At 66.6% G+C, this 12,229-nt stretch carries 14 protein-coding genes and 1 pseudogene; 12 read left to right on the forward strand and 3 right to left on the reverse strand.

Annotated features, from left to right (window positions below):
• Positions 1 to 161: 161 nt before the first annotated feature.
• Positions 162 to 560, reverse strand: a complete 399-nt coding sequence (locus C5O27_RS17900) for a substrate-binding domain-containing protein (RefSeq protein ID WP_244216538.1) — start codon at positions 558 to 560, stop codon at positions 162 to 164.
• 334 nt (positions 561 to 894) lie between these two features.
• Between C5O27_RS17900 and C5O27_RS17905 the strand changes: the two genes are divergently transcribed.
• The 7 genes and pseudogenes from C5O27_RS17905 to C5O27_RS17935 all read left to right on the forward strand — a co-directional run bounded on the left by C5O27_RS17905 (position 895) and on the right by C5O27_RS17935 (position 6,157).
• Positions 895 to 2,493: a DUF222 domain-containing protein gene (locus C5O27_RS17905; protein WP_127963293.1), complete on the forward strand. Its 1,599-nt coding sequence runs from the start codon at positions 895 to 897 to the stop codon at positions 2,491 to 2,493.
• 67 nt (positions 2,494 to 2,560) lie between these two features.
• A pseudogene (locus C5O27_RS17910) lies at positions 2,561 to 2,732 on the forward strand (dicarboxylate/amino acid:cation symporter); the annotation flags it as partial.
• 415 nt (positions 2,733 to 3,147) lie between these two features.
• Entirely contained in the window at positions 3,148 to 3,510 is a 363-nt protein-coding gene (locus C5O27_RS17915; RefSeq protein WP_020173050.1) for an ArsR/SmtB family transcription factor, read from the forward strand.
• Entirely contained in the window at positions 3,507 to 4,607 is a 1,101-nt protein-coding gene (arsB, locus tag C5O27_RS17920; RefSeq protein ID WP_127963116.1) for an ACR3 family arsenite efflux transporter, read from the forward strand. The genes C5O27_RS17915 and arsB overlap by 4 nt, the downstream gene beginning before the upstream one ends.
• Positions 4,600 to 5,283, forward strand: a complete 684-nt coding sequence (locus tag C5O27_RS17925; protein ID WP_127963115.1) for an arsenate reductase/protein-tyrosine-phosphatase family protein — start codon at positions 4,600 to 4,602, stop codon at positions 5,281 to 5,283. The genes arsB and C5O27_RS17925 overlap by 8 nt, the downstream gene beginning before the upstream one ends.
• Positions 5,284 to 5,324: 41 nt before the next feature.
• Positions 5,325 to 5,750 carry an arsenate reductase ArsC gene (locus tag C5O27_RS17930; protein WP_006360546.1) on the forward strand — a complete coding sequence of 142 codons (426 nt, stop codon included), beginning with the start codon at positions 5,325 to 5,327 and terminating at the stop codon, positions 5,748 to 5,750.
• Positions 5,747 to 6,157 carry an arsenate-mycothiol transferase ArsC gene (locus C5O27_RS17935; RefSeq protein WP_005193685.1) on the forward strand — a complete coding sequence of 137 codons (411 nt, stop codon included), beginning with the start codon at positions 5,747 to 5,749 and terminating at the stop codon, positions 6,155 to 6,157. Before C5O27_RS17930 ends, C5O27_RS17935 begins: the two co-directional genes overlap by 4 nt.
• Before the next feature lie 26 nt (positions 6,158 to 6,183).
• Here C5O27_RS17935 and C5O27_RS17940 read toward each other — a convergent pair whose 3' ends face one another.
• Positions 6,184 to 6,672, reverse strand: a complete 489-nt coding sequence (locus C5O27_RS17940; protein WP_174351863.1) for an ArsI/CadI family heavy metal resistance metalloenzyme — start codon at positions 6,670 to 6,672, stop codon at positions 6,184 to 6,186.
• A 99-nt stretch (positions 6,673 to 6,771) separates the two neighbouring features.
• Here C5O27_RS17940 and C5O27_RS17945 point away from each other — a divergent pair, with 99 nt between their 5' ends.
• On the forward strand, positions 6,772 to 7,134 hold the full coding sequence (locus C5O27_RS17945; RefSeq protein ID WP_127963114.1) for an Rv2640c family ArsR-like transcriptional regulator: 363 nt from the start codon (positions 6,772 to 6,774) through the stop codon (positions 7,132 to 7,134).
• A 569-nt stretch (positions 7,135 to 7,703) separates the two neighbouring features.
• On the opposite strand, the gene C5O27_RS17950 is transcribed toward C5O27_RS17945, so the two are convergent.
• Positions 7,704 to 8,300 (reverse strand): class I SAM-dependent methyltransferase, encoded by a 597-nt coding sequence (locus C5O27_RS17950; protein WP_005193680.1) that lies wholly within the window; start codon positions 8,298 to 8,300, stop codon positions 7,704 to 7,706.
• 92 nt (positions 8,301 to 8,392) lie between these two features.
• Between C5O27_RS17950 and C5O27_RS17955 the strand changes: the two genes are divergently transcribed.
• The 4 genes from C5O27_RS17955 to C5O27_RS17970 all read left to right on the forward strand — a co-directional run bounded on the left by C5O27_RS17955 (position 8,393) and on the right by C5O27_RS17970 (position 12,222).
• The gene (locus C5O27_RS17955; RefSeq protein WP_010844639.1) at positions 8,393 to 8,794 is read left to right on the forward strand and encodes an ArsR/SmtB family transcription factor; all 402 of its coding nucleotides are present in this window, start codon (positions 8,393 to 8,395) and stop codon (positions 8,792 to 8,794) included.
• Positions 8,791 to 10,791 carry a heavy metal translocating P-type ATPase gene (locus C5O27_RS17960; RefSeq protein ID WP_127963113.1) on the forward strand — a complete coding sequence of 667 codons (2,001 nt, stop codon included), beginning with the start codon at positions 8,791 to 8,793 and terminating at the stop codon, positions 10,789 to 10,791. Before C5O27_RS17955 ends, C5O27_RS17960 begins: the two co-directional genes overlap by 4 nt.
• Positions 10,788 to 11,303, forward strand: coding sequence for a signal peptidase II (locus tag C5O27_RS17965; RefSeq protein ID WP_005193672.1), 516 nt, complete (start codon positions 10,788 to 10,790; stop codon positions 11,301 to 11,303). The genes C5O27_RS17960 and C5O27_RS17965 overlap by 4 nt, the downstream gene beginning before the upstream one ends.
• Positions 11,304 to 11,568: 265 nt before the next feature.
• Positions 11,569 to 12,222, forward strand: a complete 654-nt coding sequence (locus C5O27_RS17970) for a DsbA family protein (RefSeq protein WP_006360542.1) — start codon at positions 11,569 to 11,571, stop codon at positions 12,220 to 12,222.
• Positions 12,223 to 12,229: the final 7 nt, after the last annotated feature.

The following is a 12,229-nucleotide window of genomic DNA, read 5'->3' on the forward strand; positions in this document are numbered from 1 at the left end:
TGGTCGGTGCGGGAAATTACCCATCCAGGATACGGGTCGGTGGCCAGCGGGTTTCTGGTGCGGGTGATCACCGGCGTGTGGTGTGTCGGGCGCCACGCCGCTACGGCGCACGTCGGCGACCCGGGCGGTCCGGGACGCCGACGATGCGCCTGCGCCGTGTGTCAGGGGTTCTTGTCCCCCGAGGGGCGTTGGAACCAGGTCTCGAGGTCGAAGTCGGACTTGATGCTGCCCTGGTCGACGAGGAACGCCCTGGTGCCGGTGAGCAGCTCGACGACGTCCGCGGGGAACGGTTCCTCGGAATAACCGTCGGGGTTCGCCGCGGCACGGACCGGCGCCTCGGGAGCCTTCGAGTTGCCGAGTTCGAACCGCAGGTACTCCTCCCAGTGGGCCTTGGCGTACCTGACGGCGTCGGTGTGAAGCTTCTGCCACGTAGGTGCGAACCCGGGGTTCTTGGTGAGAAAGTCCTCGCTGCTGACGGTCACACCCGTGCCGGCGAGGTTCGGACGATCCCGGTAGACCGAATCGACCAGATGGAAGCCCTTGCCTTCGAACGTCTGCAACGCGACCGACGGGATGACGCCCGGCAGCGCCGCCGCGTCGATCTCCCCCGAGTTGAGTGGCGCCTCCTGATCTGCCGGGTACAGGTGGATCAGGTTCGCCGAGATCCCCTCCTCCGCCAGTTTGACTCAGTGTGATTCGGAAGCCCAGTCGCGCCGCCTGGCGTCACGATGCGCCGGAGCCCTCGCGAGCCGGACGGTCCGGCTCGGTGGTCATCTCGCCGCCCATTACCAGACGCCACCGACAATTCCCGCGATCGATCGATGTTCGATACGCGTTGCGCGGCAATGGGATTGCGAGTACAGTCGAACATACATTCGAACACGGCATCGGGGGGTGACCGTCTTGACCGAAATCTCGCAGACCGACGTCGGGCCGTCGACCCGCGCCTCCGAGCTCGTGCAGGAACTGCACCGGATCACCACCGAACTCCAGGCCGTCGATCTGGCGCAGTGTTCCGATGCCGAACTCATCGACGTCGCCGCCGGAACCGAACGCGCCATCGCCCGACTCACTTTCGCCGGCGACCGACAGATCATCGAGATCGCCGACCGCGACCTACCCCACAAGACCGGCCACCGCAGCATCACCCAGTTCATGACCCACCGCCTACGCATGGCCGACCCCATGCGCCGCACCAAACAACGCCACGCGACCGCCACCCACCTCAGCCCGACCGGCGAACCACTCGAACCCGAACGCCCCGCTCTGGCAGAGGCATTGGCCGACGGCAAGGTCAGCACCTCCCACGTCCGGGCAGTACTCGACGTCCTCGACCAGATCCCACACGCCACCGACCACGACGTGAAAGTCGCCGCCGAACGACAGATGGCCGAGATCGCCGTCGACCACACCCCCGCCGACATCACCGCCCTCGGTGCACGACTACTGGCCCACCTCGACCCCGACGGCACACTGACCGACGACACCGACCGCAAACGTCGCCGCAAACTGTCGGTCAACCGGCAACGCGCCGACGGCACCGCCAAGATGACCGCCAACCTCACCCCCGAACTCCTCGCCCGCATCACCATGCTGCTCGCCGTCTGGGCCAAACCCGGCATGAACAACCCCGACGACCCCGACTCCCCCCACGGTTCCATCGAGGACGCCGACCCCGAGGCGGTCGAAGCCGCAGCCGCACGCGACGACCGCACCCCCGCCCAGCTCAACCACGACGCCCTCAACGCACTCCTGAAAGCCGTGTTCGACGACGGACTCCTGGGTAAGAGCCACCGCGGGTTACCCATCCAGCTGATCATCAAAGCCGATCTCAACGACCTACGACGCGAAGCCGGGTTCGCCACCACCGCGACCGGCACCCTGATCCCGATCACCGACCTGATCAACCTGGCCGCCGACACCCAACCCTGGCTGGCGGTGTTCAAAGACGCCACCGCCGTCCCGCTGTACTTCGGCCGCGGCAAGAGGTTGGCCACCCGTGCACAACGTCTCGTGTCCTTCGCCCGACCCGACGGCGAGGTCTGTTCCACCCCCGACTGCGGCATATCCGCGGCGCACGTGGAAATGCACCACGCGCAACTGGATTGGGGTCTCGGTGGACTCACCGACATCACCGACCTCGCACCGGCGTGCCCGAAACACAACCGGATGGTCAGCAATGAACCCGGCGGCTACACCACCCGCATGGTCCGTGAAGGCCCCGACGAAGGCCGCTGCGCCTGGCGGTTGAACGCCGAACCCGGCGCACCACCCAACCCCGCACGCATCAACCGGCGACCCGACATCCCCCGACGATTCGCCGAACAACTCAACAAGGTGCGCACCGAGATCCACGGACCCGACGAGGAGTCCGGCGCTGAAACGCGCCTTCACCTGCGCGAGGTCATCGACCTCCGCAACGCCACCGATGCCGAAGCCACCCTCGCCTCGCTGCTCCTCGCCGCCGCCTACCCGACCCTCGCATCCGTATGACGTTGTGTCCGGAATGCGGGCACAACGTCATAAGGTTCAACCGCCTCACCTGCGACGAAATCCGGACCTCAACTACATGATCGTCGTGATGTTCCTCGCGCAGGCGGGCCGAGTGGAGCTCACCGTCGGCGACATCGCCCTCGGCATGGCCCTCGCGATCCTGCTGAACATGGGCACCATCACCGTGCCCGGCGGTTTCCCGGTGGTCGCGACCCTTCCTCGCCACGTCGCTCGACCTCATGCCCAGGCCCCACGACCTGCGGGTACTTGGACCTCAATGATCCCGAACCGGCTGCGGGCGTTGTTTTTCCGCAGTAGCGTCACGGACATGCCAGCATATTGGGTCATGTTCGTCGTCGCGCTGATCTCCTGCATCATCATCGGGGTCGGGTTCATCGTCGGCATCCCCGGCAACAAGGACTGATCGCCGGCCCCTCCTCTGCGGCCGCATCGAGAGTGCGCGCCGCAGGTCAACGTCGCGCGCACCACTTCGACACGCGCACAACTTCGACACGATCGCCACTTCTGGCGCATGAGCGCTGGTCACAGCCAGCGCTTGTGCGCCGGAGGTGGATCTCAATGCGGGAACGCAAGTGCGCTCCCGGGTATCGGAGGGCCTTGTCCCGTTGAATCGATGTATGTCAATATTGACGGGTGTCGAATAAGAACTTGCTTCTCTTGCCAGGCCGCGGCCTGAGTGGTGACGAGACCGGAGCGGTTACCCCGCTGCTGAAGGCGCTCGCGGATCCGGTTCGGCTGCGGTTGCTGTCGGAGGTCGCCGCGCATCCGGGAGGTGAGGCGTGCGTGTGCGACATCTCCGGGCCGTTCGAGCTGTCGCAGCCGACGATCTCGCATCATCTCAAGGTGCTGCGTCAGGCGGGTCTGGTGACGAGCGAACGCCGCGCGACCTGGGTGTACTACCGTGTGAACACCGAAGCACTGCAACAACTGTCGGTCCTGCTGGGCGATCTCGCCATGGTTGTGGGGGAAACTCGTTCGTGCGAGGCCGACCAGTGACCACCACCGACACCGCGGTCGCGGCGAAGTTGTCGATGCTCGACCGGTTCCTGCCGGTGTGGATCGGCGCAGCAATGGTCGCGGGCCTGATGCTGGGCCGCACCGTTCCCGGCCTGGGTGACGCCCTGGCGGCCGTGGAGATCGACGGCATCTCGCTGCCAATCGCTCTCGGACTGCTGATCATGATGTATCCGGTGCTGGCCAAGGTGCGCTACGACCGACTCGACTCGGTCACTGGCGATCGTCGCCTGCTCCTGGGATCGCTCCTGCTGAACTGGATCGTCGGACCCGCGTTGATGTTCGCGCTGGCCTGGCTTCTGCTCCCGGACCTACCGGAATACCGGACCGGACTGATCATCGTCGGTCTGGCGCGCTGTATCGCGATGGTCATCATCTGGAACGACCTGGCGTGCGGCGACCGCGAGGCGGCTGCCGTCCTCGTCGCACTGAACTCGGTGTTCCAGGTGATCATGTTCGCCGTGCTGGGCTGGTTCTACCTTTCGGTGCTACCCGGATGGCTCGGCCTGGAACAGACGACCATCGACACCTCGCCGTGGCAGATCGCGAAGTCGGTGCTGATCTTCCTCGGAATCCCGTTGATCGCCGGCTATCTCACCCGCCGCATCGGCGAACGGGCCAGAGGCCGCGAATGGTACGAATCCTCGTTCCTCCCGCGATTGGGGCCGTGGGCCCTCTACGGTCTGCTGTTCACCATCGTCATCCTGTTCGCCTTGCAGGGGGAGCAGATCACCTCTCACCCGTGGGACGTCGTGCGGATCGCGCTGCCGCTGCTGATCTACTTCGCGGTGATGTGGGGTGGCGGATTCGTCCTCGGCGCCGCGATGGGGCTGGGTTACGCACGGACCACCACGCTGGCGTTCACCGCCGCCGGCAACAACTTCGAACTCGCCATCGCCGTCGCGATCGCGACCTATGGTGCGACCTCCGGCCAGGCTCTCGCCGGGGTCATCGGGCCACTGATCGAGGTCCCGGTTCTCGTCGCCCTCGTCTATGTGTCCCTGGCGTTGCGGAAACGCTTCACAACTCCCACTGCTACTAGCCTAGATGTGTCGAAGGAGCCTGCTCGCGATGTCTGAGAATGCGTTGGACGAACACCTACGTCGCGGTGAACACCGCGAGCAGCCCGAACTGTTGATGCCTCATACCGTGTTGGCCCGTACCGCCGCCGACTTGGCCGCCAAGTACGAAGGGGTGGTGTCTCGCCAGACGGTAGAACGCTGTGTCTTCGAGTCCTACACCGTGTTACGGCGTACCTCCCGGGTGCATACGCATCTGACGACCTTGGCGGGCCGGTTCGCGGCTGATCGGTTACGCGCCCTCGCCCAGGCTGAGGGCGCGGTGCCCAAGGATGTGCCCGAGGTTCTCTTCATCTGCGTGCAGAACGCCGGCCGCTCGCAGATGGCCGCAGGATTGTTGACCCATCACGCCGCTGGGCGGGTACACGTGCGCTCAGCCGGGTCAACACCCGCGCACTCGATCAACCCGACCGTCGTCGAAGCAAGGAGCGAGATCGGCGTCGACTTGGGTACGCAGTACCCCAAACCGCTAACCGACGATGTGGTCGCCGCCGCCGACGTGGTCGTAGCGATGGGTTGCGGCGACGCGTGTCCGATCTATCCCGGTAAGCGGTATCTCGACTGGACGGTCTCCGATCCTGAAGGCCGTCCACTAGGCGAGGTTCGCGCCATCCGCGATGACCTTGATGCCCGGGTTCGCGAGCTCCTTGCCGAGCTCACGGCCGACCGTGTGTGACTTTCCGAGCTTTCCTCCACAGCTGAAAGGGCCTGTGTTTCATGTCTTCCTCTCGACCTAGCGTGCTGTTCGTGTGCGTCCACAATGCTGGCCGCTCACAGATGGCCGCGGGGTTCCTCACCGCTCTGAGCCAGGGCAGTGTCGAGGTCCGCTCCGCCGGATCTGCTCCCGCCGACTCAATCAATCCCGCCGCTGTCGCGGCGATGGCCGAAGTCGGTATCGACATCTCCGCGCAGTCACCGAAGATCCTCACCCCCGACACGGTCGAATCCTCCGACGTGGTGATCACCATGGGCTGTGGCGATGCATGTCCAGTATTCCCCGGCGTCAGGTACCGCGACTGGGCCCTCGACGACCCAGCCGGCCAAGGCATTGACGCGGTCCGCCCGATCCGCGATCAGATCCGCGGACTCGTCGAGGACCTCCTCGACGAACTCGTACCCGCCGACCAGCAGGTCGGCCGGTGAGCACGACACCGCAGGTGCTGTTCGTGTGCGTGTCCAATCGCGGCAAATCGGTGATGGCCGAACATCTCACACCGACAGTCACCGCCCGGATCACCCCATCCTCGGCCGGCACCAGCGCGAAGATCGGCGGCCAGGTCAACGACCTGTCCGCCCAGGTGCTCGCCGAAGTCGGCGCCACCGTGGACGGACATCAGCCGCGCCAACTCACCGACGAACTGATGCAAACTGCAGATCTCGTCGTGGTGGTCGGCACCGCCGACGTCACCCCACCCGACGGCGTCGCCCTCGAGGTGTGGAACACCGACGAACCCTCCGAACGGGGCATCGACGGCATCGAACGGATGCGGTTGATCCGCGACGACATCACCGCCCGGATCCGCGCCCTCGCCGACCGCATCGCGCGGTAGGCGGGAGCGCGGGCTGAACGTCGGGCTCAGCAGCAGGCCGTGCGCGCTTCGGCCGGTTCGGCGGCGCTGCCACCGCAGCACACCGAACCCTGCTCGGCGTCGTCGGCGGCGGCGTTCTGTTCCAACAGTTTCGGGCTGGTGCCGAAGGTGTCGGAGTCGGCGAGCACGGTGTAGACCTCCCACTTCTCGTTCGCCGGGCCGGTCACCCAGACCTTGTCCTGGGTTGCGAAACAACAGGTGGAGTTGATCTCCTCCTGCGTGAACAGGCCCTCCCCGGACAGCCTGGCGATCTCGGCGTGCACCTTCTCGCTCGATTCGACCTCGACGCCGAGGTGGTTGATCGTGCCGCCCTGGCCGGGGTTCTCTAGCAGCACCAGTTTCAGCGGCGGCTCGACGACCGCGAAATTGGCGTATCCCGGCTTGCGTTTGGCCGGGGTGGTGTTGAACAGCTTGGAGTAGAACTCGATCGCGGTATCGAGATCATCGACGTTGAGCGCCAACTGCATACGGGACATGACCATCACCTTCACCTGTGAGACATATATCGAACTGCGGTCACTCTGCAGCGTGCCCACCTTTTCGACATATGTCAAGTAGGGGCGTACGATCTGGTCATGCCGAAGCCCTTGCCGATGGTCGACATCAGCGCCCCGATCTGCTGCGCACCGGTATCGGCGGCACCGCTCGATGACGACACCGCGCTGCAGATCGCGTTGCGGCTCAAGGCGCTTGCCGATCCCGTTCGGATCAAGCTCGTCTCAATCCTGCTTACCGACACCGGTGACGGGACCTGCACCTGCGACCTCGCGACCGCGGTCGGCCTCACCGAAGCCACCACCAGTCACCACCTGGGGCAGCCCCGCAAAGCCGGCATGGTCACCCCCGAGCGCCGCGGCATGAACGTCTACTACCGAGCGCAACCGGACTCGTTGGAAGCACTACGCAACGTTCTCAGCGCTACGACGGGTTGCTGTTGAACGGCGACGGCACGAACTGAGCGAGCCTTATCCGGGTGTCCTTTTGGCAGGCCAACTCCGGTGTCTTTCAGCAGGTCAGCGAGCATGGCGAGCAATCCAGCTCGGCTGGTGGCGGGCAGATCGGATCGGTGATCACGGCGTGGCCGGCGCCAGCGAGGGCGGTGATGCGGGCGGCGACGCTGACCGCGTGCCCGAACAGGTCTCCGTCGCGGACGACTGCGCTGCCGTAGTGGATCGATCCCGGCGCGTAGGGCGATGAATCCGTCTTGACCGGCGGCCGCGGCCGCGGGGGCGGTGATCGTGGCGAGGATCACTTGGGGGGCGTCGGCGGTGAGCATCACCGCATCGCCGATGGCCTTGACCAGCCGCGTGCCCGGTCGTAGAGCCTGCCTGCCAGGTCTGAGAGGCCAACCGTATGGCCAGTTCTGCGGCTTCCTGGTCGCCGCAGAACTCGGTGAACACGCTGTATCCGGCGAGGTCGACGAACGCCACCGCGACGTCACGCTGCTCGAGCTCGGCGAGCTCGTCCGAGGGAGGGCCATGGTGATGCCCGTGCAGTGGTGGCGTGGTCATCGGTCACCAGCACGGCGGGCACGGAACCGGGCGAGCGCAGGGTTCTCGCGGACCGTGATGTCGGTCAGAGGCAAAGACGTCAGGCGCAGGCGGAGTTCGCCACGGGGGATGAACCGGTGCGGTGCCCCTTCGAGGTTGTGCAGCAGCCGCGCCGGTGCGCTGCCGAGCAGGTCGTAGCCGACCAGCATTCCGCCGGGCGCGAGCACTCGGGCGGCCTCGGCGAGTGCGCGTTCCCAGTCGATGACGTGGTGCAACATGATGAACGAGACGACGGTGTCGAAGCTTCCGTCCTCGAACGGCAGGGCTGTGGCGTCGGCGACCTGGGCGTGAGCGCGGGCCCCGAAACCCTGCAGCCGATCGCTGGCGGCGGCGACCATGACCGGGTCGAAGTCGGTGACGGTCACATCCACGAGTTCGTCGGGGTTGGTGGTGAGGATCTGTTCGGTCATCGCGCCGGCGCCGCCACCGATTTCAAGGACCCGGCCTCGGGGATGGATGCCTTGCAGCGCCCACGGGAGTACCCACCTGCCGGTGGCCGCCTGCCACGGTGCGCTGCGGCAGAACAGAGACTCGATCGTCGACATCGACGGCATACCAACAGCTCCCACCATCTCGCCCGGCCGCGCCTGCTGCCACTTCTTCGTGATGATTCGATTACAGCACACAATGCCGCTATCATCGTCATATGACGATGAATGAGTGCTCGGTGGCGACTGGGGCGGACCTCGATCCCGCGGTGGCGTTGTTCCACAGCCTCTCCGATGGGACCCGTCTGGCAATCGCAACCCGCCTCGCGCACGGTGGCGAGGCCCGGGTGGCGGATCTGATGGCGGAGCTGGGGTTGGCGCAATCGACGGTCTCCGCGCACGTGGCGTGCTTACGGGACTGTGGGCTCGTCGAAGGCCGCCCGCAGGGGCGGCAGGTGTTCTACAGCCTGGCCCGACCGGAGCTGATGGACGTGCTCGCCGCCGCCGAAACCCTCCTGGCAGCGACCGGAAACGCGGTTGTGTTGTGCCCGAACTACGGCACCGACGCCACCACCTCCTGCTGCACAACGGGCGACACGAAGGCGGGGGTGCGGCGATGAGCGACGCATGCGGATGCGGGCACGACGAACCGGCCAGTGAGGACGAGCAGGCTCCGGAGCACTGGTGGCAGGTGCGGGAGCTGCAGGCTGCCGCCGCGGCCGCGGTGTTCCTGCTCGCCGCGTACATCACCAGCTGGTCCGGCGGCCCCGAACCGGTCGCGCTCGCCCTGGAGTGGGTGGCGCTGCTGATCGGGGCGTGGACATTCGTCCCCTCGACCCTGAGCCGGTTGGCGAAGGGCAAAATTGGCGTCGGCACCCTGATGACGATTGCTGCGGTCGGCGCGGTGATCCTCGGCGAGGTCGGCGAAGCCGCGATGCTCGCTGTGCTGTTCTCCATCAGCGAAGGCCTTGAGGAGTACGCCGTCGCCCGCACCCGCCGCGGGCTGCGGGCGCTACTAAATCTGGTCCCGGACTCCGCGACCGTGCTCCGCGACGGCACCCCGGTCACCGTCTCCCCGGCGGAATTGGCCGTCGGGGACCAGATGTTGGTCAAACCCGGCGAGCGGATCGCCACCGACGGCACCATCACCGAAGGCCGCACCGCACTGGATGTTTCGGCGATCACCGGCGAATCCGTGCCTGTCGAAGCCGGACCCGGCACGCAGGTCTACGCCGGGTCGATCAACAGCACCGGCGCCCTGATCGTGCATGTCACCAGCACGGCGGAGAACAACTCGCTGGCCAAGATCGTGCAGATCGTCGAGGCCGAACAGTCCCGCAAGGGCGACGCGCAACGCCTCGCCGACCGGATCGCCAAGCCCCTGGTACCGGCGATCATGATCTTCGCCGCCGCCATTGCGATCCTCGGCTCCCTGCTCGGTGACCCGGCCACGTGGATCGAACGGGCCCTGGTCGTGCTCGTCGCCGCGTCGCCGTGTGCGCTGGCGATCTCTGTGCCGGTGACCGTGGTCGCGGCGATCGGCGCCGCCAGCAAGATCGGCGTCCTGGTCAAAGGAGGTGCCGCCCTCGAAGCCCTCGGCCGGGTCCGCACCGTCGCCCTCGACAAGACCGGCACTCTGACCGCGAACCGGCCCACCGTCGTCGACATCGCCACCACCCCCACCGACACCGCTGCTCCTAGCACCGGGAGCAGCCTGGGCGACCGCACTCCGGGCCAGGAGCGGGTGCTCGCCGTCGCCGCGGCGCTGGAAGCGCACAGCGAACACCCGCTCGCCCGCGCGATCCTCGCCGCCCACGGCGAGACCACCGCCGCGCGCGATGTGCAGGCTGTTCCCGGGGCCGGCCTGACCGGCCTCGTCGACGGACGGCCCGCGCGGCTGGGCCGTCCCGACTGGATCGAGCCCGGCCCGCTCGATGAGCGGGTCGCGGCCATGCAGGCCGACGGCGCCACCGCCGTCCTGATCGAACACGACGGTCAGGTCATCGGCGCGGTCGCCGTCCGTGACGAGCTTCGCCCCGAAGCCGGCGCGGTAATCGAGCACCTGCACCGCATCGGCGCCACGGTCGCGATGCTCACCGGCGACAACACCGCCACCGCCAACGCGCTGGCGAAGATCGCCGGCATCGACGACGTACACGCCGACCTCCGCCCCGAAGACAAGGCCCGCATCATCGGCGACCTCCGAACGAACTCGTTCACCGCGATGGTCGGCGACGGCATCAACGACGCTCCCGCCCTGGCCACCGCCGACCTCGGCATCGCCATGGGCGCAATGGGATCGGACGTAGCGATCGAAACCGCCGACGTCGCCCTCATGGGCGAAGACCTCCGCACCCTCCCGCAGGCACTCGATCACGCCCGCCGCGCCCGGAAGATCATGCTGCAGAACGTCGGCCTGTCCCTCGCCCTGATCGCGATCCTCATCCCTCTCGCGCTGTTCGGGATACTCGGCCTCGCCGCCGTCGTCGCCGTCCACGAACTCGCCGAGATCGTCGTCATCGCCAACGGAGTCCGCGCCGGCCGGGTCAAAGCGCTAGCCCGGGCGAGGACCGGAACTGGCCAGCGGACTCCGTCCGTAGTGACGGTCGGGCAGTGATCACCGCGGTTCCGGTGGCGCACCGCCGCGTACGCCTCACACGGCGGTGCGGGCTGCTGGCCGTCGCTGTCGGACTCGCGGCCACCGATCTGGCCGTCAAGGCATGGGCCACAAGCGCGCTCGCGGACGGCGCAGTCATCGGAACGGGGCCGGTGCAGCTGCGGCTGGCATTCAATCCGGGCGCGGCGTTTTCGATCGCCGCCGATGCCCCGGCATGGGTGCTGCCCACAGTCACCGGAATCATCACCTTCATCGTCGCGGTCACCTCCTGGCGGATGGCGCCAGGCACCGGGCACCTCGGGCGGCTGGGGTTAGCAGCGATCCTCGGCGGGGCAAGCGCCAATCTCATCGATCGGTTCCCCGACGGAGTGGTCACTGACTATCTCCACACCGGTTGGTGGCCAACGTTCAACCTCGCTGACACATTCATCGTCGGCGGCGCTGCCATCTTGATCACCCTCACCGCATTCAGGAGTCCCGACGAACGAGCGCAGCATTCACCCGAGCGCTGACCCCCCCGATCCGGCGCAGGGCCCGGCTGGCCGCGCTGGTCACTGCCCGGCTCACCGTCTGCCCGGAGTCTCGATGGTCCGCTCCCAGAGGAAACGCCAGAGACTCCTCGCTGCCGGATACAGAATCTGATCCGCTTGTAGCGCGCACCCATGAAGACTGAGAACAGACATCAGGTTCATACATTCCGGGCGCTACCCCGAAGGCAACCCCCGGCCTGATGAGACCGATCCTCATTCCCGCCGACATCGCCTCTATGTTGAACGTATGACCAGACCAACCAAGTTCGCGTGGGCGTTCTTCGTAACCATTATCGTCGGTATCGGAGTCGCCGTCCTCGTCGATCAGGACACTTCCACACCCGCCCCGTCCGATACCGCCGCGGTGTCTGATCTGGTGGCCCGGCCCGACAGTCATCGGCTGACGTCGCCTGCGCAGAGCCGGGCGCAATTCGTCGAGTTCCTGGACTTCGAGTGCGAAGCCTGCGGAGCCATCTACCCGGTCATCGAGGATCTGCGGCGAACCTACGGCGACCGCGTTACGTTCGTCGTCCGCTACTTTCCGATGCCCGGACACTTCAACGCCGAACGTGCTGCTCGCGCGGTCGAAGCCGCCGCCCAGCAGGGGCGGTTCGAGCAGATGTACCAGCGCATGTTCACCACCCAAACCCATTGGGGCGAACAGCAAGTCCCCGCTGACGACCTGTTCCGTAGCTTCGCCGTCGACCTCGATCTCGATATGGCGGCCTTCGACACGGTCTACAACAGCCCGGCCACGCTCGAACGGATCCGCGCCGACGTCGCTGACGGTCTGGCTCTCGGGGTCCAAGGCACCCCCACATTCTTCCTCGACGAGAATCGGCTACAACCGAACACGATCGACGACCTCACCGCGGCGGTGCGTGCAGCGGCGTCTGAATGATCTCAGG

This window comes from Gordonia alkanivorans, assembly GCF_004011905.1.
Lineage (GTDB): Bacteria > Actinomycetota > Actinomycetes > Mycobacteriales > Mycobacteriaceae > Gordonia > Gordonia alkanivorans.